The sequence below is a fragment of the Cyclobacterium salsum genome (assembly GCF_010119245.1).
Lineage (GTDB): Bacteria > Bacteroidota > Bacteroidia > Cytophagales > Cyclobacteriaceae > Cyclobacterium > Cyclobacterium salsum.
On record NZ_WNKG01000001.1, the window covers coordinates 1 to 22,058 of the forward strand.

13 protein-coding genes and 1 pseudogene are annotated in these 22,058 nt (G+C 43.4%); 10 read left to right on the forward strand and 4 right to left on the reverse strand.

Annotated elements, in window-relative coordinates; all coding sequences use genetic code 11:
* The 6 genes and pseudogenes from GJS45_RS00005 to GJS45_RS00030 all read left to right on the forward strand — a co-directional run.
* A pseudogene (locus GJS45_RS00005) lies at nucleotides 1-2,962 on the forward strand (hypothetical protein); the annotation flags it as partial.
* An 80-nt stretch (nucleotides 2,963-3,042) separates the two neighbouring features.
* Nucleotides 3,043-6,099 (forward strand): LamG-like jellyroll fold domain-containing protein, encoded by a 3,057-nt coding sequence (locus GJS45_RS00010; protein WP_235954511.1) that lies wholly within the window; start codon nucleotides 3,043-3,045, stop codon nucleotides 6,097-6,099.
* Between the two features lie 241 nt (nucleotides 6,100-6,340).
* Complete coding sequence (locus GJS45_RS00015) at nucleotides 6,341-8,017, forward strand: gliding motility-associated C-terminal domain-containing protein (protein WP_162339408.1); 1,677 nt, start codon at nucleotides 6,341-6,343, stop codon at nucleotides 8,015-8,017.
* Between the two features lie 37 nt (nucleotides 8,018-8,054).
* Nucleotides 8,055-8,990, forward strand: a complete 936-nt coding sequence (locus GJS45_RS00020) for a PorP/SprF family type IX secretion system membrane protein (RefSeq protein WP_162339409.1) — start codon at nucleotides 8,055-8,057, stop codon at nucleotides 8,988-8,990.
* A 26-nt stretch (nucleotides 8,991-9,016) separates the two neighbouring features.
* Complete coding sequence (locus GJS45_RS00025; RefSeq protein ID WP_162339410.1) at nucleotides 9,017-10,063, forward strand: fibrinogen-like YCDxxxxGGGW domain-containing protein; 1,047 nt, start codon at nucleotides 9,017-9,019, stop codon at nucleotides 10,061-10,063.
* A 194-nt stretch (nucleotides 10,064-10,257) separates the two neighbouring features.
* The gene (locus GJS45_RS00030; protein WP_162339411.1) at nucleotides 10,258-11,400 is read left to right on the forward strand and encodes a helix-turn-helix domain-containing protein; all 1,143 of its coding nucleotides are present in this window, start codon (nucleotides 10,258-10,260) and stop codon (nucleotides 11,398-11,400) included.
* A gap of 132 nt (nucleotides 11,401-11,532) precedes the next feature.
* Here GJS45_RS00030 and GJS45_RS00035 read toward each other — a convergent pair whose 3' ends face one another.
* Genes GJS45_RS00035 through GJS45_RS00045 form a run of 3 tightly spaced genes read right to left on the reverse strand, consistent with a single transcriptional unit; the run spans nucleotide 11,533 to nucleotide 17,069 of the window.
* Nucleotides 11,533-12,648, reverse strand: a complete 1,116-nt coding sequence (locus GJS45_RS00035; RefSeq protein WP_162339412.1) for a Gfo/Idh/MocA family protein — start codon at nucleotides 12,646-12,648, stop codon at nucleotides 11,533-11,535.
* A 36-nt stretch (nucleotides 12,649-12,684) separates the two neighbouring features.
* A complete protein-coding gene (locus GJS45_RS00040) occupies nucleotides 12,685-13,545 on the reverse strand; it encodes a sugar phosphate isomerase/epimerase family protein (RefSeq protein ID WP_162339413.1) in 861 nt (286 codons plus the stop codon).
* Between the two features lie 23 nt (nucleotides 13,546-13,568).
* Nucleotides 13,569-17,069 (reverse strand): PVC-type heme-binding CxxCH protein, encoded by a 3,501-nt coding sequence (locus GJS45_RS00045; RefSeq protein WP_162339414.1) that lies wholly within the window; start codon nucleotides 17,067-17,069, stop codon nucleotides 13,569-13,571.
* Nucleotides 17,070-17,224: 155 nt separating this feature from the next.
* On the opposite strand from GJS45_RS00045, the gene GJS45_RS00050 reads away from it, so the two are divergent.
* Nucleotides 17,225-18,100, forward strand: a complete 876-nt coding sequence (locus tag GJS45_RS00050) for an AraC family transcriptional regulator (RefSeq protein WP_162339415.1) — start codon at nucleotides 17,225-17,227, stop codon at nucleotides 18,098-18,100.
* A 29-nt stretch (nucleotides 18,101-18,129) separates the two neighbouring features.
* On the forward strand, nucleotides 18,130-19,173 hold the full coding sequence (locus GJS45_RS00055) for an alginate lyase family protein (RefSeq protein WP_162339416.1): 1,044 nt from the start codon (nucleotides 18,130-18,132) through the stop codon (nucleotides 19,171-19,173).
* A gap of 14 nt (nucleotides 19,174-19,187) precedes the next feature.
* Here GJS45_RS00055 and GJS45_RS00060 read toward each other — a convergent pair whose 3' ends face one another.
* Nucleotides 19,188-20,177, reverse strand: a complete 990-nt coding sequence (locus GJS45_RS00060; protein ID WP_162339417.1) for a DUF3667 domain-containing protein — start codon at nucleotides 20,175-20,177, stop codon at nucleotides 19,188-19,190.
* A gap of 580 nt (nucleotides 20,178-20,757) precedes the next feature.
* Between GJS45_RS00060 and GJS45_RS00065 the strand changes: the two genes are divergently transcribed.
* Both GJS45_RS00065 and GJS45_RS00070 read left to right on the forward strand, forming a co-directional pair.
* Nucleotides 20,758-21,759, forward strand: a complete 1,002-nt coding sequence (locus tag GJS45_RS00065) for a GRP family sugar transporter (protein WP_162339418.1) — start codon at nucleotides 20,758-20,760, stop codon at nucleotides 21,757-21,759.
* A 4-nt stretch (nucleotides 21,760-21,763) separates the two neighbouring features.
* Complete coding sequence (locus tag GJS45_RS00070) at nucleotides 21,764-22,048, forward strand: carbohydrate kinase family protein (protein ID WP_162339419.1); 285 nt, start codon at nucleotides 21,764-21,766, stop codon at nucleotides 22,046-22,048.
* Nucleotides 22,049-22,058: the final 10 nt, after the last annotated feature.

Consider the following 22,058-nt stretch of genomic DNA (forward strand, 5'->3'; position numbering starts at 1 on the left):
CAGTGAAAGCAGCGCAAGGCAAGCGGCCGATACCAATCTGGACCTGGCCATTACCACCGAAAGCGACCGGGCTGAATTGGCAGAAGCCGGTATTTTGGCCGATCTGGATACTGAAGTTACCGAAAGACAAGCCGCAGATACGGCTCTGGAAACAGCGATTGCTTCCGAAACAACTCGTGCAGAGGGAGCAGAGGCAACGATTAATGCCGACCTAACCACCGAAACGGCGGCACGAGTATTCGGAGATGCCACCTTGGAAACCGCGCTGACCACGGAAACGACCGAACGAAAATCCGCAGATATCACGCTTGCAACTGCGCTGGATACTGAAACGACCGAAAGAACCGCCAATGACGCGACTTTGGCAACCGCCATTGCCACAGAAACCGCCCGTGCCCTGGCCGCGGAAGCCGAAAAGGAAGACCTTTCCAACAAAAGCACCGACATTACCACCGACGGCGAATCGAATACCAAATACACCAGTGCCAAAGCGGTAAAGGATTACGTGGACACGTCTTCGTCTGGCAATCAGACGGCACTGAATGAAGAAATTGATCGTGCCCTTGCTGCAGAAGGCGTACTGGAAGCAGCCATCGAAACGGAAACGACACGGGCCATGGGAGCAGAGAATCAGTTGTCCGCCGACCTGACCAGTGAAAGCAGTGCCCGGCAGGCAGCCGATACCAATTTAGAACTGGCCATTACCACCGAAACCGACCGGGCTGAATTGGCAGAAGCCGGTATTGTAGCCGGACTGGATACTGAAGTTACCGAAAGACAAGCCGCAGATACGGCGCTGGAAACAGCGATTGCTTCCGAAACAACTCGTGCAGAGGGAGCAGAGGCAACGATCATTGCCGATCTGACCACGGAAACGGCGGCACGAGTATCCGGAGATGCCACGTTGGAAATGGCGCTTACCACGGAAACGACCGAACGAAAATCAGCAGACCTCAGCGTCGCAACCGCCCTGGACACCGAAACGACCGAAAGAACCGCCAGTGACGCTACTTTGGCAACCGACATTGCCACCGAAACCGCTCGTGCCCTAGCCGTTGAAGCCGAAAAGGAAGACCTTTCCAACAAGAGCTCAGACATTACCACCGACGGGGAATCCGATATCAAATACACCAGTGCCAAAGCAGTGAAGACCTATGTGGACGGGGAAGTAGCCACAATCAATACGGAGGCAGGAGCCATCCAAACCGAACTGGATGCTACCCAGAGCGGAGCCGGACTGGGAACAGACGGAAGTTTTACGTCCAATACCACATCGAATTTCCTGACCACCGCCACCTCACTGAAAGATTCAGATGATAAACTGGATGTTCAGGTAAATACCAATGCCACAGATATTTCCACCAATGCAGGGGATATCAGCACCTTAAATACGGAAGTGTCCCAAAACACAACCGATATTTCCATTAATGCGGGTGACATCAGCACCCTAAATACAGAAGTGTCTCAAAACACGACTGATATTTCTACCAATGCTACCAACATCGCATTAAAGGAAAACAGCGCGAACAAATCCACCGACGGAACCCTGGCGGACGGTACAGACACGAAGTACCCGTCAGTTCTAGCTGTTAAGACCTATGTGGATGAAAGCAAAACAGCTCTAACAACGGATTTGAATGCCGAGATCACAAGGGCTAAGAATGCAGAATCAGCAAACTTGGTTGCAATTTCAACTTTACAAGATGAGCAATCGACTCAAAATGATGCCATTGTATTGAATACAGCAAAAACAGGAATTACAACGGCGCAAGCAAGTGATATCACTGCAAATAATGCTAAGGTTAGCGATGTAAATCACGTTGCAGCATCCACAACAACTGATTTAGCCGAAGGAACCAATTTATATTACACTGAAGCAAGAGTAACAGCTAATACAGCAGTAGTAGCCAGTACCACTCATGCGACACAAACAGACAATCCGCATTCAGTAACGAAAGAACAAGTTGGATTAGGAAATGTTGACAACACAACGGATTTATTAAAACCGGTTTCGACAGCCACCCAAACTGCTTTGGATGCAAAAGCAAATCTGGATAGCCCTACTTTCACAGGAACACCAACATTACCAACAGGTACTATTGGTATTACCCAAACTGCAGACGATAACTCTACAGCAATAGCCACTACCGAATTTGTAACAGCCGCCGCATCCTCTTCAAACTTTGTGGATTTGACAAGTGCTCAAACTATCGGAGGATCTAAAACGTTCAACGAATCCATTACTATCGGAACTGTAAATATTGCTGCTGCGAATGTTGGCAGCACCTTGATAGGAGATGGGGTTTCTAATTCTTCTGGGGAAAATACAACAGCTTTTGGAAGTTATGCACTTAATGATAATTCTGGAGTATCTAATATTGCAATTGGAACTAATTCTTTAAGAAATACAGGTAGTACCTCATATAACACAGCAATTGGATTAGGCGCAGGGACAGGAAGTAATGAAAATACTGGAGGTTACAATACCTTTTTAGGGTATACTGCAAAAATAGATTATAATTCAACTCCTATTTCCAATGCCACAGCGATAGGGAATGGTGCCTTAATTGCTGCAAGCAACACCATTCAATTAGGAAATACTTCTATTACCAATGTAAAAACCAGCGGAACCCTAACTGCAGGAGAGGTAACCTATACCAGTACAGACGGTACAACCGGGCAAATATTAACTACAGATGGTTCTGGAAATACTTCCTGGGTTGCTCCTGATGCAGCCATAAGAGAAGTTGCTGATGAATTTAGTTCAACAGCATCTCAAACAAGTTTCACGTTAACCCAAGCTCCTTCTGTTAACAGTAAGGTAAAAATGTTTGTGAATGGTATTAGAATAAGTAATACGGCCTATTCTTGGTCTGGGACTACATTAACTTATAATCCTACTAATAATGGTGGATATGTACTAACACTATCGGATAGAATTCAGTTTGATTATTTTTATTAAAATATTTTAACAGTTGGATTCTAATTATCAATTATTAACAAATGATAAAACTTTTTAAATATCCAATACTACTCTTATTAATGGCATGGAGCACTAACTTGCTGGCTACTGATTATATGGTTAGTGGTGCGGGTAGCGCTGAAGTGAACGGCACATATATACCAGATGGCACGAATATGGACGGAAATCCACGATGGAAACTTTCTGGAGGATCCTATTATCTGCATAGCAATATGTTTGGTGATTGGGTAATAAACGATTACCGAGATGATGCTTTTGGAGGCTTTTATGTGAATTGGACTTCATCTGATCCAGCTATTCCTCCTCTTACAGGTTGGGAAGTTGATTTTATGGGAACTTCACCAGCGCCAACGGTAAGATTACCCGGTCCCGGCATAAGTTATAGTGCAGCTATCTTTACAGAGTATGCTGCCAATGATGGAAGCATTGAGACAAGTCAGCCAATTATTATAACCCATAATAACTTTGATGGCAAAACCTTCACAGGTTCTAATGGAGATAATTTTGTTGCCGATGGCAAGGTTATAGTTACAAATCTTTCTACCGGACTTACTGCTGTTATTACTCGCACCAGTGCTACTACGCTAAGTGTTATTCTAACAGGAAATGTTACTACACATAAAGACGCTAACGACGTTTTAAATCTGACTTTTGCATTTCAGGATGATGCTTTTAGCAGTGGTGATGCTTCTAGCGAAAACAATGCTACAAAAAATGATCTAGAGATTAATTATTTTCAAGAATATAGTATCGGCAGCAGCGGAGACTATGCTTCAATTACGGCTGCGCTATCTGCATTTAATTTATTTAATTCTGATTGGAATATCCTAAACCTAGCAGCTGAAACTTTTACAGAAAATAATTTAAATATTGGTAATCTCACTGTTAGAGGACAGGGTGCTGGTTCTACAATTGTCCAAGCAGCAGCCTCACAGGGTATAGCAAATAGAGGGGTGTTTATTACATCCAATACGGTTGTCTTGGAAAACTTGACCGTACGCCACGGAAAGACCTCTCTTGGTGGGGGGATTAATAATAAAGGAGTCTTAACTGTAAATAATTGTAATATATCCAATAATGATGCAAATATAGGAGGGGGGATTTTTAATCAGCAACCTGACGGTTCTGAAAACTCTCTAACTATAAATAATTCTACCATTGCTAATAATAGATCCGTCTCAACATCATATGGTTCGGCAATTATTCTTTACGGTGGTGATGCCAGTTGTACAATGACTAATTGCACTGTATTTGGAAATACATCTAACACGACAGGAAATGAAGGTGCACTTGTCGGTTGGTCTTCTACTAATAGCTTTACTATAATGAATTCGACGATATCAGGAAACGATGCCGGGCTGTTAAGTACGTATGGAGGCAAATTTATCGTTCAGAATACCATTATCGCGGGTAATGATTCTAAAGATTATAGGGTTTTAAGCAGTGGAACAGTAACCGATAATGGCTATAATATAGTTGAAAGCCAAACAGTTTCTAAGTTTAATAATGCCACAGATATTCTGTATAGCCACGATTACATAGGCAATATTGAAGGAGCTAGCGGTGTGGGCTGGAATAAAAATGATGCATCTTTAGGTGGCAGTTTAACGCTATCATCAACATTGGCTGATAATAGTACAATAAATGGCACCCAGACTTTAGCCCTAAGCTCAGGCAGTTTTGCTATTGATGCTGGAACGGCCAGCGGTGCCTCGACGACTGATCAACGCGGATTATACAGAAATGGGGCTACAGATATAGGTGCTTACGAATATGGCGGTTTGGATTCAGACCCAAGTAATACAACTCCTATCATCACAGGTCCAAGTGGTGAAACGGGCGTAACTAGTGCCGTATCAATAAACGAAAACGCAACAGCAGTTCATGCCTTTTCTGCAGATGAAACTGTAACTTGGTCTTTGGGAAGCACTAATGATGGAGCATTATTTGCTATGGATAATAGTGGAAATTTGGTTTTTGCAAATGCACCAGATTATGAAACCCCGTCTAGTACTTTAAGTTCTAATACTTATGTTGTAGCGGTTATTGCAACCAATGCTGCCAACAATAGTGCCACGCAAACCCTTACCATAACAGTTGTAGATATTTCTAGTACTACATTTGGAACATTTCCGGCAATTAGTAAACAATATTTTGTGGGAACCTATACTATTGTTCCACCAACAACAAATAATACCAATCCTATTGTATATACCAGTGATAATACATCGGTTGCTACCATAAGCGGTTCCGTAATTACTTTTACAGGTGTTGGTACCGCAAACATAACCGCAACGCAAGATGCAGATGCCAATTATGAGGGAAACACAGTTTCAACTTTACTAACCGTTTTAGGGAAAGATTTGCTTTCAAAATATGGTGGCATATCAAGTACTGATCTCACTTTTACTGATGTAAATGGAAAAGTAGGAGGTAGTTTTGGAGTGGATAAATATGGTAATATTCAAGATATTTATGAGGATTTGGTTACATCGGGCTTAATCATGCATCTGGATGCTGGCAATACTGCAAGTTACTCAGGTACAGGCAACGTTTGGAATGACATAAGTGGCTATGGAAACCATGGAACTTTGGTAAATAATCCCTTGTATAATAGCTCTAACGATGGAAACCTGGTTTTTAATGGTAGCAATAATTATATAAACGCACCACTAACCAAAACAGCATCTTGTACCTTTTCTGTTTGGGCTAAGTCAATAAACACCAATTCCAATAATATGCTTTTTAATGCAGGTAATAATGGTTCTGGACCAGATTTGTTTTTCAGTTCAGGTAAAATTAGTTGGAATACCTGGGATAGTTCCAATAATCCTTTTGGAAACATTCCATTAACAGCATCAAATGGGAATTGGCATCATTATGTAGTGGTGAATGATGCGGTGTCCAATACTACAAAATTTTATTATGATGGAGTGCTTTATGGTACAGCCGTTTACAAAAATGCTTCTGTCAGTACTTCATTATATATTGGTGGGACAACAAGTACTTACATGTGGAATGGTGCTATTGGAAATTTCCAGGTCCATAATAGAGTTCTAACTTCCTTAGAAGTTGGTCAAAATTTTAATTATTTAAAATCAAGATATGGTTTATAATGTTTCTTCCTTTGATCAAAATTTAGGATCCTGGAATATCTCAAAAGTTACTATCATGACTGATTTTCTAAGAAATGGAAAATTTACCAAATTAAATTTTGCCAATACACTATTAGGTTGGCGTACACGAGATACTGCTGAGACTGATATTCCTTCAAACTTGAATGTCAGGCTTTTAAATTTTTAAATATCGAATTGAACTTAAGTGATTTTAAAAGCAGTCTACATTATCCTACTGAAAATGGACATCAGAAACCCGCGAAAGTGGATCTTTAATATGGATTACAAAACACAATTATTCTTAGGGATTTTTATTTTCTTCAGTATTTCAACAGAACTCTTTTCACAAAGCCTAACCTTGGTTGGAGATGCTAAGCTTAGTTTGAAGGGAGAAGGAGTGATTTTTTCAGCGCCTTCGATACAACTCAAAGATAACAGCCAGCTGATCAATCCTGAAAATATAACGTTGACAAAATCCGATTTTATCAAAATCACCAGTAAGGATGCAAATATTATCACCAGGCTTCTGGCTAAGGGTGAGATATCAAGAATAGCGGTGGGAATAGACGGTAATACGAATTTAACCATCAAGAATACTGGTGCGAATACTACATTTATTGTCGGAATGGAAGTCCTTTCTGACTCCGATGCTTTACCTTATATATGGAGGATCGAAGCTGCTGAAAAATCGGGATCAGAAAGCGCTAGTTTGCAGTTTTCCTGGGAAAAAGAGGCAGAACCAGAGGCTTTTTATCCAAAAGCATTGGCAAATCGAATGGACTCCCAATGGCTTTTTCTAAAAAATCAAACCCTTTCCGGTGAGTTGGTGAGCCTTGAGGATTTTAAAGAATTCGGATCTTCCGCCTCGGTTTTTGCAGTGAAGTCAAGCTTTGTCGATACCGACGAAGATGGAGTGCCTGATATTCTGGAAATCCAACAAGATTCTGACTTTGAAGATCCGCTTGCTTATTTGGACTCTGATGGCGATGGGGTACCTGATTATGTTGAATTGATTCAAAATTCAGACCCATCGAATCCTTGGAGTTATCTAGACTCAGATGAAGACAGGGTTGCAGATTATATTTTTGAAAGATCCGTCGTGGTTTTATTGTTTGCCTCAGAGTTGCAAGTGCCATGGGGTTATCCCGAAATGGACCAATTTCTGACAGATTCCATCAGTGGGATGCTTGGTACGGGGATGATCGTAGATCTGGCCATCCATTGGGATAAATCTGATGTGAATATCTATAAAAGTGGCAATTATCAAATAGAGGGTGAAATCGGTTATCCAATTGGAGTATTGGATGGGTACCATTTGAGTGCAAATGTTGCGGTTGAAATCCTACCGAAGCCTGCTCCTCTGGATGTCGTCCTGGATAACGACAGCTTTATCGCAAGTTCAGAAGCGTTTTTCTTAGCAGTGGGGAGGTTTGAGGTTTTGGATCCGGTTGATGACATCCACGAAATCATGCTCTATAATGAAGGGTACGACAATGGTTTTTTTGAGATCAAGGACAACATCTTGTATTGGAGCAGCGAGGAAAGGGCGGAAGGGAAGACAAGCTTTACGATCATTATCCGGGTGACCGACAGGGATGGCAATACACTGGATAAATTCTTTGAGATACACAGAACCAGGAAGCCATTTGAAGAAATCCATATTCCGAATACCTTCACACCAAATGGAGATGGTATCAACGATGTTTGGGCTGTTTCTGAATTGAGAGCCTATCAAGGAGCCAGAATTCAAATTTTTGATGGTGGAGGTGTCAGGGTCTTCTACACTGAAAACCCTGATATAGGTTGGAATGGAAAAAGGGATGGAAAGGATATGCCCATTGGAACGTACTACTGGACCATAGAAATAAGAGAATCTGGAGAAACTAGAAGAGGCGTATTGAATATGCTCAGGAAATAGGCATCAAATTGAAAAAGAGACTTTCTATTAAAATGATATGAAAAAGCATCTGTTACTATTTTCAATCTTGCTGCTAACGGTATTGGTGGTAAATGCGCAATCTAGAAAATACATCAGCCAGTTTAGCCATTTGCAACACTATTACAATCCCGGGCTTGCCGCCTATGAGGGTTCCATGATACGTGGATTTGTAAGGAACCAGTGGCTAGGCTGGGAGGGGGCCCCCAAGACTTATTTTATATCTGCGGAACTTGATTTTGGACAACTTGCCGGGGAAACTGACCCTGGTTTGTTGGGAAAGCATGCAGTGAGTTCAAGTTTGCATCACGATACCAACGGTGCATTTATGGAGTCAGAGCTTATTGTGGGTTATGCCTCTCGGGTCAGGCTTTCGAAGACGACCAATCTTCGGCTGGGCATAGGGATCAATTACAATACAGTGAGACTTGATGGCAATAGACTGACCACTGACCAGGCTTTAGATCCAACTGTGCGTAGCTATTTTGGTGGTTTTGCCAATATGCATATTTTGGATTTTAATTTAGGCATGGCACTGACCCATAAAAACTATTATATTAGCTATGCTGTACATAATGTAAACGAAGGGAAGCTTAATAAAGGGGATGTCTTTATGGATAGAAAAGCGCCATCGGGAATATTCCAGGGAGGCTATCGCAACTGGATTTCAGACAACATCGCTTTGGCCACCAATGTGATGTGGAGGACTCAGGCAGACCTTCCGGAAAACGTCGAATTTAACTTTAAGGTTTTGCTGATGGACCGGATGTGGATAGGCGCAGGCCATCGGGTAGCTTATGCAAACAACCTTCAAGTTGGTTTTGTTCTTGGCGAATTAAAGATGGGATACATATACGAAATACCGATGCTACGATCTTATCTTTTGCCCTATTCGACACATGAACTCATGCTGACCTACAGTCTTTTCAAGGATGGAACAGGAATGATTTGGTGATATATATGAATAAATTAATTCCGCTAATGTTGATTTTTTGCTTGGTTTCCAAGGCAGGAGCGCAAACGCTCAACCCCGAATTTGGAGATTTCAATCCTCTTTTAAAGAATACTTTTGATGATAGTTTTGAAATCACTCCTCCCACAAGTAACAGTGAAGGAGAATTTTCCTTTACCAGCAGTAATGCTTTGGTGGCCACTGTTTCCGGTTCAACTATCCAAATCGTAAATCCGGGAGAAACCACCATCACCGCCATACAGGCAGCTTCGGGTGAATTTTTCAGTGGATCTATCAGTACCACCTTGACAGTAGCCCATATTTTGGTTACAAATTCCTTTGGAGCGATGATTGATTCAGGAAACAGCTATGTCAATGCCCATGGTAGATTAGGGGGGGCGTTGGGAATAAGCCCTTCCGGAGAGAAAAAGAGGATTCGCTTTAATGACGGGTTAAGTATGGAAACGGCTTCTACCAGTGCCTTCCAAATAAAACAGGATTATCCCGAATCGGTGGATGGTTTTTATTGGATTGCTCACCCTACGATAAGTGCGGGGGAGCCGTTTCGGATTTATGCGGATATGACCACCGATGGCGGAGGATGGACACTGATCCTATGTAATGTAGGTTATTCAGGATGGACCTTTAGCAATGCGATTCTACGCAACCAAAATTCAGCTTCCTTGTCCGCCAATTATTCCATCATTGCCTGGGCAGATGCCATAAAAAGGAGCGCTAGCGGCTTTCAATACATGCTGGAAGCTTCTGCCAGAAACAGGTGGGGAGGGATTTTCACGGCTAACCAGGAATATACGTTCGTAAAAACAAACAATTCTCAAACCGACATTACCCGAAATATCAGCTTTGATAGTTATGGGTACAGCCTGACCAATACTAATTCCTTACAACCGCGTATGCCCTGGAGGTCTACACATAATAACGCCTTTATCACAACAGATGATGGTACAGGGAATTGGTGGGGAACATTGGCCACCAGTCATTCAAATTGGAGGACCGCTCCCTGGATGAGTTCAGAGCACCCCAGGCCAACGGTAATTTTGTACTGGGTTAGGTAGAGGAAAAAATCAGGATTACTAATAATTTTACAAAAACCTCTCCGTTTAATTTTTTATCAGATTTTTATATAAATCCTTATCAATTCTCTGTACTATTGGGAAATATCTCCAATTTTTGCAGGGTAGGGATGGAAATCGGGCTTCTTTTTATTATTATTTTACTGTCAATAGGGGTATTCAATAGTTTACTTTTAATGGTTAAGGATATCTCCGTCCGATCGAACGATCGGTTTTTGGACAGTTCGTTATTTCTTTACAACTTTTTTCTGATGGTCTATTTTTTATGGATAGAAGCCGGATATATTTTGGATATGCCGTACATGCTGCGGGTAATGAGCCCTTTATTGTATTTGTGTGCTCCCTTGTTTTATGTTTATGTCCGAAATTCCCTGGAAAATACCAGTGATTGGAGGAGAAGTGATTGGTTGCATTTTATTCCGGTAGTAATTCATTACCTGGATTTAATTCCCTATTTTTTGGAGCCATCCACGTTCAAACTTGAAAATGTGGCGATGGCAGTTGCCGATCCCCATCAAATAGATCGTATTGCCAGTGGATGGATCCCCATGCGCATTCACTATGTTCTTCGAATTTTACTTCAGACAGGGTATTTTAGTTATCTTCTCTATCGGATTATTGACTTAAAGCCTGGGTTTTTTAAAAGTGCCTTTAGTCCGTCTTCCATGAATTGGCTGGCGGTGGTGATGATTTGTATGGGTTGGATCGTGTTTTTTCAATTTTCCTTTTTGGTAGTGGAACTATTGAGTGTTTTTCAATTAGCGACTTCCGAAGGTTTTAATTCGATCTTACGAAAACTATCCTTAGTAGGGCTGTTATTACTAAACCTTTACATCAATTTCAAGTCAAACCAACTATTTCGTCCCATTAAAACGGGTAAAATTCCGACGAACAGACAGGTCAATTCCCTCTTGGTGCCAGCTGCCGATACTGGAGGAAAGGTGGAGATCTCCTATAGTGGATCTCAATTCTCTACCATAAAAAAACAAATTATTAGTTTATTGGAGGATGAAAAGGTGTTTCTGGAGGGTAAGCTCGATTTAGCTCAATTCTCTAAAATTTTAGGAATTCAAAAGAATCAGGTGTCCCATGTAATCAATGATGAATTCGGGAAAAGGTTCAGTGAACTAGTAAACCAATACCGGATCAAGCACGCCGTCCAACTCATACAGGAGGGCTACTTGGATGATTATACCTTGGCTGCGTTGGCCGAACAGGCAGGGTTTAATTCCCGAATTACTTTTTTTAACGCTTTCAAAAAGGAAATGGGCATAAGCCCCAGTGAATATTGGAAAGGGTTTCAGGCAAATTTACCCTAATGGGATAGAAATCATCCCATTCCAGAATAAAAAATGATAGTGACCTGTACACCTGGGATTCAAACCACTTCTATATATAAAAAAGGCCTGCCACTATAACGGGCAGGCCTTTTGTTATGGCTGTATCTTACCTTAAGCCTTCAAAGTAAAATCAGGCAATTTCCTGATCTCCCCGCCTTTCGTGGCGGATTCATGGGCCAAAATTCCCACACAAGTGATATTTGCTGATTGGCGTGCATCCGGGTAAGGTGCCCTTCCCTCATTTAAAGCGGTAAGAAACTCATGAACCAAATGCGGATGAGAACCACCATGTCCAGCACCCTGGATAAAAGATAGGTGTTGGTTTTCATCGGAATCATACACCCCTTGCTGCGTGAAACCTGCAATTTCATCGGGTAAAAGGTGTCCAAAATCCGGTATTTTTACTTTGGCTGGTTCCTCTCCGGTATGCACCACGCTGTCTTCGTGTTCGATCAGGGTCCATTCAAAGGACTTTTCAGAGCCATAGGCATCAAAACTTTCCCGGTATTGCCTCGCGGTGTTAAAAAGAGATCGGGTTACCTCTGCAGAGAGATCCGAATCTTTCAATTTGATATGACAGGTTTCGATGGCAAAAGGAGACCCATATTTTTCAATGAGGTTTTCATCAATCCTTCCGGAGCCAAAACAGGAAACATATTCCGCCTGCCCTTTCGGCAATGCCAGTACCGGACCTACGCAATGCGTGGCGTAGTGCATGGGGGGCAAGCCTTCCCAATACCCCGGCCAGCCGGCCATTTCCTGTTGATGGCTGGCACGAAGAAATTGCAGTTTGCCCATCTCTCCTTTTTCGAACATTTCCTTGACAAATAGGAATTCCCTACTGTAAATCACCGTCTCCATCATCATATAGGTCAGGCCGGACTTCTCGGTTTCTTCCACAATTTGACGGCATTCATCGACGGTGGTAGCCATGGGAACGGTACAGGCTACGTGTTTGCCGGCACGCAATGCCTTGAGGGACTGTTCAGCATGAGCCTGAATCGGGGTATTGATATGGACCGCATCGATATCCGGATCTTTTAGCAATTCATCGTAGTCGGTATAGCGCTTTTCGATGCCAAAGGCATCTCCGATTTCGTTAAGTTTTTCTTCGTTTCGCTGACAAATGGCATACATATTGGCCAGGGGATGTTTTTGGTAGATGGGAATAAATTCCGCCCCAAACCCCAGACCGATAATGGCAATGTTGAGTTTTTTGTTAGACATAGTAAGGGTAATTTTTTATGATGCAATTGGTTAAATTCAGGTACTGGCCCAGTCCTTTAGAAAGCGGAAACCATCGGATGCCAGGGCATCCTGACTGGCTGCCAGGGGTTTCCAGATACAGACGGCACCGGCCAATTCCTTGATTTCCGGAGTGAAGCTTTCGATGGTGATGGTGCCTTTATAATTCACTTTTTCCAATCCCCGTTTGTAGTCCTCCCAGCGCGTTTGCCCGGTGCCGGGGGTTCCGCGGTAATTTTCGGAAACCTGGACGTGAATCAGTTTATCACCTGCTTGCAAAATGGCCTTTTCTATGTCCGGTTCTTCAATGTTCATATGAAATCCATCCAGTAAGACCTTGGCTGCCGGGTGGTTGATATCGGCAATCAGCCGCATGAGTTCTTCCGTGGTATTAATCAGGTCGGTCTCAAAGCGATTTAAAGCTTCCAGTGCAATTTCCTGACCGGCTTTTTCAGCCATTAGACATACTTTATGAAGGTTGGTGACCGCCCGGTCCCATTCTATTTTCTTTTGTTCCGGTGAAACCAGTCGGGCTTTACCTACGGCCGAGTACATGGGGCCTGCGACAAATTTAGCCCCCAGTTCCACGCTGATATCCAGGCATTGCTGAATATAATCAAAACTGGTTTGGTGAAAGGAAGGATCCTCATGGGTCAGATCTCTGCTGGGGCCAAAGGCTCCGCAAATGATAGGACTTAATCCATGGTCTTCCAGGGCCTTTTTGACGGTTTTAGGGTCGATTAACCCGGGGTCTTCTACTGGAATTTCGACCGCATCGTACCCCATTTTTTTAATTTTTGGAAAAAGGGAGACCGTTTCCGTGCTGAATGGAGAGGTCCACAGCCAGGTAGTGACTCCCAATTTGATATCTAAAGCCATTTTTTGGTATTTAATGAAAAAAACTATTCTACGATCATGATTCCATTCATAATTCGCCAGTGGCCCGGTACCGTACAAAGGTACGGGTATTCTCCGGATTCACTGGGCGCGGTGAAGACCAGCGATTCGCTCGTCTCCGGATTGACTAAAGGCGTGGAAGCCAACACCTCTGGAATCTGAGGCACAAAATTTATCGTAACGCCATTTGGATCTCGGGCTAATTCATCGGCCGCTTTGCCAATGGTTTCCAGACTGCCTGCAGTACCGATCAGCAGGTTATGCTGCATGAAATCGTCATTGGTAAAATCAATGGTAACCTGTTGCCCTGCCTTAACGGTGAACGTGGTTTTGTCAAATTTCATCTCATGCTGGATCACGCCCATTTTTATGGTGACGGTACCCGTTGAAGGCTCATTTTGGCTTGCTGCCGTATTTTCAGGAGTACCTTCGTCTGTGCTGTAGGTCGGTGCTTTCAGGTTGAGGTGAGAGTTACGGCTATTCATCCTTCCGCGGAAGTAAAATCGATCCGGATAGGTACCCACTTGATCGGAACCCATATTGTCATGACCGATTCGAACCCTGTTTGGGTCTAATTCCTGCATAAACAAACCCGGTGCTTTGGCTGTACCAACCTGTCTGTCATCGATGCTTAAAACCATACTCCCATCTGCTGAAAGACTTGCTTTCAGGACAAACTGTTCGGAAGGAAGACCGGTTCCGGATGAAGCCTGGTAAGTTTCTCCATCCTGCCGTACCAGCCAGTTTATTCGGTTATTCTGGATGTACAAACTGTATCCGTTGTTGCTGTTTCCCTGCGCCACGATGATCCCTTCCAGTGGTTCCTCGCCTTTGCTCAAAGTTGCCTGTAGATGCACTTCTTTTCCCAATACATCAGGAGGGTAGGGGATTCCTGCCCTGCGATCCAGGTTGTACTGCTCCGAAGCCAGACTTTTGGATACCCGTTCACGTAAAGAAAGCAGGGAATCCGGCTTATTAAGATCGAGCATGCTGTCCGATAGCTTTGCAAACGATTGCGGATGGGAAAGAACCGATGCGAAAATTGCTTGCGGCAGGTAGGCATCTTCGCTATTATCGGCAGCATCAGTAGATGTCAACAATAGATTCGATACCTCTTCGGAACTTGGCATATCTGCTAACGCTAGAAAGGCCGCCTTTCGGGTATTCAAATCCGAATCTTCCAATATATTGGTCGCCAATACTGCCTCCAGACTTGCCGCATCTCTTGGCATTACCTGTAAGGCATTTTTCCTTACTCCCGCAGCAGGGTGATTCAAGGCCCGGCCTACTACCTGGTTTACGGATGCGTTGGAACCATCCAGGGCACCAAGCCCGTGTAGGGTCCACAGCGCATGAACCGCCGGACTGTTCAGCCCGATTTCATCCACGGACTGGTTGTCCACCAGTTTTAATAGTTCGGGAATCAGATCTGTGTTTTGATTTTCTACTATCAAACGCTGGGCGGTCAGGCGCCAGAACATGTTGTCGCTTTTCAATCCATCAATCAGATCACTATTGCTGTTGGGATCAATGTCCATGACGGTGTAATCATTGGAACCCTTGTATACCATCCGGTATATTCTACCGTGCTTGGCATCTCTCAGTGGATTAATATAGGCATTGCCTTCGCCATTCTCGAAACCCTTAGGTGTAGGATTGTGCTGGATGATAAAATTATACCAATCAGCGATCCACAAGGCACCATCCGGCCCTACTTCTGCATGGACCGGCGAAAACCACTCGTCCGAACTGGCCAGAATATTGAAGCCATTTTTTTCACTGAATCCGGAACCGTCTTTTTCTATAATGGCATTGTGCAATACCCTACCGGTAGGTTCCGCAACAAAAGCTACCCGGTTCCAGTATGATTTAGGGAAATTACGGGCCGTATAAAAATGGTGTCCGGCAGCTGCTGTATAACCGCCATGCCAGTCCACCTGCCGGAGGAAGGGAGTAAGGTGTGGCATGTCATAATGACTGTCAATTCCATGGACGGCATTTACGGAACCGCCATTTACAGGTCTTCTGACATACTCCCTGGGCATCGCCAGGTAAGCACTGTGTTGCCCGTTGGCAGTAGAAATAAATACATTGAACTCTTCGCTGAAGCCAAGGCCCCAGGTATTGTTACTCGTATTTCCAAGAAACTCGAAATCCGTACCGTCGGGGTCAAAGTGGTAGACTCCCTGACTAAACGAAAAGGGCTTGTTATCGATTTCGCCCTGGAAGCCGGAATATCCCAATACTCCCCAGATTTTGTTGTCAAACCCGTATCTCAGGTTTGAGGGTCCCGCGTGCGTGTCGCTTTTTCCCCATCCTGTAATGACGGTTTCTTTCACATCCGCCTTACCGTCACCATCCGTATCTTTCAAAAAAACGAAATCAGGAGCCATGGAAATCATTATCCCACCATTTACGGCAACCAGACTCGTGGGAATGTTTAAACCATCTGCAAAAACAGTGACTTTGTCTGCACGACCATCACCGTCGGTATCTTCCAGCATCTTGATTTTATCATTGCCACCATCTTTTCGCACTTCATTTGGATAATCGGTGGTCTCAATGACAAAAAGCCTGCCTTTTTCATCCCAGCACATGGCCATTGGGTTGATGATATCAGGCTCGGATGCAAAAAGTTGCAGTTCGAAGCCTACGGGAACCTGGACCAATTTCATGGATTCTTCCGGGGATAAGGGGAGCTGGTACCTGGGAGCAGGATCTCTGTTTTCGTAATTGGGAATTTCCGCATCTTCAAATACCGGCTGAGGGATGTCGTATTCTGCAACCTGTGCGGCTACTTTATCTCCTATGGCCCAAAGGACCCCATTGGCTACTAGTTCCTGAAATTCAGGTTGATCCCAGGTTCTCTCATCGTGGCCATAGGCGGTGTAAAATATGCGACCATCGCCTTGCGATCGAACCCAGGTATAGGGTTCACGGTGCTCACCGTCTACCCGTTCCATGAGCACGGTCATGTCCTCGTTAAGGTTGGAGTGCACGTAGGTTTCATCCCAGGTTTCAAATTCTTTAATTCCGCTCATTACCGGATGCGATTCATCTACGATCGATGCCGTAAAATCTCCGGTACCGTGGGAGGAAAACTGCCCGCCAACAGCTTCCACAAACCAATCCGAATTGCGAAAACAAAAAGACGCACTATGGATAGGGATAAGGGCTTTTCCCCCTTCGACATAATTTTTCAGCGCTTCTTCCTGTTCGGCAGTAATCTCATCATGGTTGGCGTAGATCATCAAGCCGTCATATAGCCGAAGTTTTTCTGGATTCAGGTCATTAGGATCCGCCGTGTAGGTGAGGTTGATCCCTTTTTGAAACAGATGCCTGGCAAGGGTGGGCATCAGCTTCTCCGAATTATGATGGGTACTTTCGTGTCCCAAAAAAAGGATTTCGGCTCGTCTGGGGCCTTCAGAAAGATTGATTTCTGTTGATTGATTTCCACAGCCCGTGAAAAAGAGCATGGCAATGGCGATTAACCCGTAGTATTTCATTGTGATTTTTGTTTGGGTACTATTGTTTGGTATTTTCAATATACTAATTTGAGGTATTTATAAGTGTATTTCTTACTGTTTTTTACCCAATACCTACTGTTTTTTGTCATTATTTTATATATTTAGCGTTATTAATAGCATAAAGTTGTTACTCGGTGAAAAAACCTTTTCAAAAATCCCGAATTCCGGAGCAAAATGCCTTTGTAGTCAAAGAACTGGTAGCACCCTACTTTGACAAGAACTGGCATTTCCACCCGGAGTATCAATTGTTTTGGGTTAAGAAGGGTAGGGGTACCCGTTTTGTGGGTGATGATATGCGGGCTTTCAAAGAAAATGACCTGGTGTTTACGGGTCCTAATTTGCCCCATCTTTGGAGAAATGACCTGGAATATTTTGAAAAAGGAAGCCCGCTGGAGACACAGGGAATTGTGGTGTATTTTCCGGAAGATTTTATAGGGGAAGACCTGATGGCGAAAGAAGAATTTGAGGAATTGAAGGTTCTTTTGGAAAAAGCAGCCATGGGCCTGGAGGTAGTGGGCAGGACCAATCAGGAAGTCAGACCCTTGCTAGAAGCCCTGGTTCGAAAAAAAGGACTGGGCCGGATTATTGGCCTGTTGGAAATCTTGCAGCGATTGGCACGGTCCACAGAAATTTCGACAATTGTGAACGCTGGGTACATGAATACCAACAAGGAATCGGAGAAAGACCGCATGAGTAAAGTATATGCTTTTGTGATGGATCATTTTCAGCGATCGGTTAAGTTGGAAGAGGTTGCCGACTTGATTAATATGAGTAGTAGTTCGTTTTCACGATATTTCAAATCCAGGATGAATAAATCGTTTTCGGATTTTTTATCCGAAGTGCGTATTGGCCATGCCTGTAAATTATTGCAGCGGGAAAACATGAATATCAGTGAAATCAGTTACGAATGTGGATTTCAAACATTATCGAACTTCAACAAGCAATTCAAGGAGCGGATGAAGATGACGCCCATGAGTTACAAAAAAGATTTTCTTCAACGGTATGGTTAAGTCATTTTCCAAACCCGTATATTAAGGCCATGAAACTCATCTTAGCCTTTTTATCACCTTTTTTCGGTTTATCGGAGCCTGGAATTTCCACCGAGTTTAGTACGCTGCTACATCCGGAAGTTATCCGGGAATTGGACAACACCAAGGTTCCCCCGAACCTCAAAAATATGTTGAAAAGGGAGTGGTCCCTAATTCGGCGAGACGAGCCCAACCCAATTTCTGAAATCCATTACGAAGGACTATTAGACAATAACCCTGCCCGAATCAAAACTGTGCGGCATCTGGAGGACATGGATAAGATAGCGCTTTTTTATTGGCACTATGCCTTATATAAAGATCCCCATAGCCTAAAGAAAATGATTGATTTTAGTCTTAGCTGGGCAAGTAGCTACCAGGCAGACGGCAATCCGATTAACGAGAATAAATTGCTTCCGGTCGTTTATGCCTATACCTTTTTAAGCCCCCATTTGGATAGCTGGCAGCAAAATATTTTGGCAGAGTGGTTTAAAAAATTGGCAAAAGCCGAAATGGGAAATGATCGGGTTCCTTTAAATAACTGGGAAACCAAGCGCATCAACCTGGTGGGGACCATAGGTTTGTTGTTGGAAGATGAAAGCATGGTTTTTTGGGCAGAGAAAAAAGCCGCTTACTATGTGGAGAATGCCCTTTTTTCCGATGGGAGCAGTGCAGATATCCGTCAGCGGGATGCGCTAAGTTACCATGTAAGCGGGTTAAAGCCACTTTTACAATTTTTAATTTCTTTAGAGCGGGAAAAAGGTCTTGGAAGAGACTTTTTCTACAAGGAAACGGCAGATGGAGCCTCTGTCGCACGATCCCTTGATTTTGTAATGCCTTATGCCAGGGGTGAAAAAATTTACCGGCAATGGGAAAATTCGAAAGTAAAGCTGGATCAGGAGCGGGCCGCTGCCGGATTGGAAAAATACCAACCCGGTGTAGCCTATGATCCTGAAAAGTCCTATGAAACCATGGCGATGGCAGGTTTTTTTGATGCAAAGTACCAGATCAATTCTTGTGACTTGCCATTATGTACCTTAATGTCGACTATTAGGTAGATTAGATACCGCACCTAAAGCAAGATTAAGGAGAGGTAAAGTTCCAATCCAAATCCGGCAAATAGCACCAACAAATAACATAGGCCCAATACCCAAAATTTAACAAGGGTTCGAAACCAATGTTGGTTAAAAACTCGAAGGATAGAAAGATAGGCATAGGTAGTCACCAGAACAAAAGCGATTTCTGCCAGCCAGTTGTTTTGGGTGCCGAAAACAAGATTTAAAAGGATGACCATTCCGTACAGTGCGTACGCAAAGGCATGCAGGTGAAACCCCAGGATTAAATTTTCGATGTAATAATGCTGCTTTTTACTGTATAAAAGATGTACAATAAGGGCAAAAACAGGCAATAGAATAAGCATCATTAATGGTAAATTTTTCACCGATTTGGAAAGAAATAAGTTGGAATGGGCAATGATCGCGCGTCTTTTTTCGGGACTCAATCCCAAATCAAACGCATACTGGCTATTTTCCAAGGTCCTAGAAAACTGCTCTTCACTTACTTCCGGATCAATGGACATAAATCGAAGTTCTTTCCAGGAAAGCTTTTTCGCGGCACTGTCCGAATCGGTATTGAAGGTACCCGTGTTCTCAGAAAGTACCCCTGCGGCTACTGCTTGTTCGATTTCCTTTAATTCTTCCTTAGTCGATTCTGGAATTTTCTCCTGGATATCCGGTTGTAAATCTTCTAATGGCGAAACCTCTCGAATATTGAAGAGACGGTCTACCATGTCCTTTGGAATAAGAAAACCGATGATAAAGAAATAAAACAGGGAAAAAATAAGATACAGACGAATTGGGTGGGTGTATTTTTTTCGTTGTCCGGAGTTAAATGCGCGGGTAAGCGTTCCTGGTTTGAATAAAAATACCCCAAGCGTTCGAAAGAACTTACCGTCAAAACTCAAAAAGCTGGTGAGTAACTCTTCGAGAAAAACACCCACCGGAATTTTTTGATCTTTATTTTCCTGCCCACAATGGGGGCAAAAGTTTTCTAATTCTGGCAAACTTCTGCCACAATTTAAGCAATGTTCGAGTTTCCGAGGTTTTTTCACGGGGCGTTACGGTTAAGTAGTAAAAACCAAAGGCAAAAATACTTCGGATTAACTACCTTTTCGCTATCCTGTCTCAGGTTTTATTTAGTCATAAGAGTCCATATACCTGGTGTCGGCAGACACCGAATCTCGCATGTTGGATAATCATTCCTGCCTGTGTCGCTTGCTTCATGCCTGTCAGGCAGATTCGATTTGGTATTGGTTTTTCAATATACAAATGATAACATAAGCAAAGTGATTATATAATAGTATTTCTGGATGCAAATATACGTTCGGACCCGGATGAAGGTGGATACCTGGCTGAACTATTGCTTCAAAATCGGAAGATTGAAAACGCAAATAAGGTATGAATGGGTAATTGATATCACCTACACAGCCATAATAAAGAGTGATTAATAGCCAAATTAATTAACCTGGCACCTGATTCTATTGGTTTAGAGGACGGGGGATGTTATACGATTCCTATGCGTGTATCTCTATAGACAATGGAACGTTGGTTTGGAGCCTTCCTTTTAAATTACTTTATTAAACTATGGTAGTTATCTATTCTTATGAGGTAGCAGTTTTTCTTGCCTTTATCACCATGTTGTGCTGGGGCTCGTGGGCCAATACCCAAAAGCTGGCCCAGAAAAAGTGGCCATTCCAGTTGTTTTATTGGGATTATGCCATCGGGGTTTTGCTGCTGGCACTTTTGCTGGCTTTTACGGCCGGAAGCACCGGTTCCGAAGGCCGGAGTTTTCTGAGCGATTTAGCTCAGGCGGATGCCCGATCGCTTTTTATGGCTTTCCTGGGTGGTGTAGTATTTAACCTGGCTAATATTCTGCTGGTGTCAGCCATTGCCATTGCGGGAATGGCGGTGGCTTTTCCCATCGGTATCGGACTGGCACTGGTGCTTGGTGTGATTACGAATTATGCAGCAACTCCCCTGGGAAATCCGGTAATTTTGTTTTCCGGGGTAGGGCTGGTTACCGTCGCTATTATTCTGGATGCACTGGCTTACCGGAAAATTCCCGGCTCAACGGCAGTCACTTCTACGAAGGGAATAGTAATTTCCTTGCTGGCTGGCTTACTCATGGGTTTTTTCTATCGTTTTGTGGCATCCTCCATGGCCACCGATTTTGTCAATCCTGCGGCAGGCAAACTTACTCCTTACACCGCATCGGTCATTTTTGCAGTGGGGTTGCTCGTTTCCAACTTTTTGTGGAATACCATTTTTATGTACAAGCCGCTTACGGGAGAAAAGGTTAGCTACAACGATTATTTTGTAAAAGGAGATTCAAAGCTGCATCTTATTGGTCTGCTGGGAGGAGGCATCTGGAGCCTGGGCATGACGCTGAATATTATTGCGGCGGAGCAGGCCGGATTTGCCATTTCTTATGGTCTGGGACAGGGTGCTACTTTAATCGCGGCACTTTGGGGCGTATTTATCTGGAAAGAATTTAAAGGTGCAAAAGGCGTAAAAGGTTTGTTAACGGCCATGTTTCTGTTTTTTGTGGTGGGTTTAACCCTTATTATTGTTGCTCGCTTATATTGATAAAATGAAACCAAGAATAATTGTAATCGGGAGTTCCTGCATAAAAATTCAACCCGGTACCCATTCGGGCATTGCGCTGGCAAACCTGGCTTCAGATGGCGAAAAAAGCATTTCGGTGGCACCAAGAACCAACAGCCATTTACTCCCCGAAGATGTTCACAGGTTTGAAGAAGCCTTTGAAGGGGCAAAAATCGTATTGGCACAGTTGGAAATCCCCGTAAAAACAGTGGAGGAAGCTTCCAACGTAGCCCAAAAAAGAATGCAATTTGGATTTTCAAGTTCTGTATAAATTAACCTAG

What these genes read in the sequence shown, in the direction of transcription:
- GJS45_RS00010 (WP_235954511.1), top strand. Translation starts at nt 3,043, where the DNA reads ATGGCATGGAGCACTAACTTGCTGGCTACTGATTATATGGTTAGTGGT.
- GJS45_RS00015 (WP_162339408.1), top strand. Translation starts at nt 6,341, where the DNA reads ATGGACATCAGAAACCCGCGAAAGTGGATCTTTAATATGGATTACAAA.
- GJS45_RS00020 (WP_162339409.1), top strand. Translation starts at nt 8,055, where the DNA reads ATGAAAAAGCATCTGTTACTATTTTCAATCTTGCTGCTAACGGTATTG.
- GJS45_RS00025 (WP_162339410.1), top strand. Translation starts at nt 9,017, where the DNA reads ATGTTGATTTTTTGCTTGGTTTCCAAGGCAGGAGCGCAAACGCTCAAC.
- GJS45_RS00030 (WP_162339411.1), top strand. Translation starts at nt 10,258, where the DNA reads ATGGTTAAGGATATCTCCGTCCGATCGAACGATCGGTTTTTGGACAGT.
- GJS45_RS00035 (WP_162339412.1), bottom strand. Translation starts at nt 12,648, where the DNA reads ATGTCTAACAAAAAACTCAACATTGCCATTATCGGTCTGGGGTTTGGG.
- GJS45_RS00040 (WP_162339413.1), bottom strand. Translation starts at nt 13,545, where the DNA reads ATGGCTTTAGATATCAAATTGGGAGTCACTACCTGGCTGTGGACCTCT.
- GJS45_RS00045 (WP_162339414.1), bottom strand. Translation starts at nt 17,069, where the DNA reads ATGAAATACTACGGGTTAATCGCCATTGCCATGCTCTTTTTCACGGGC.
- GJS45_RS00055 (WP_162339416.1), top strand. Translation starts at nt 18,130, where the DNA reads ATGAAACTCATCTTAGCCTTTTTATCACCTTTTTTCGGTTTATCGGAG.
- GJS45_RS00065 (WP_162339418.1), top strand. Translation starts at nt 20,758, where the DNA reads ATGGTAGTTATCTATTCTTATGAGGTAGCAGTTTTTCTTGCCTTTATC.
- GJS45_RS00070 (WP_162339419.1), top strand. Translation starts at nt 21,764, where the DNA reads ATGAAACCAAGAATAATTGTAATCGGGAGTTCCTGCATAAAAATTCAA.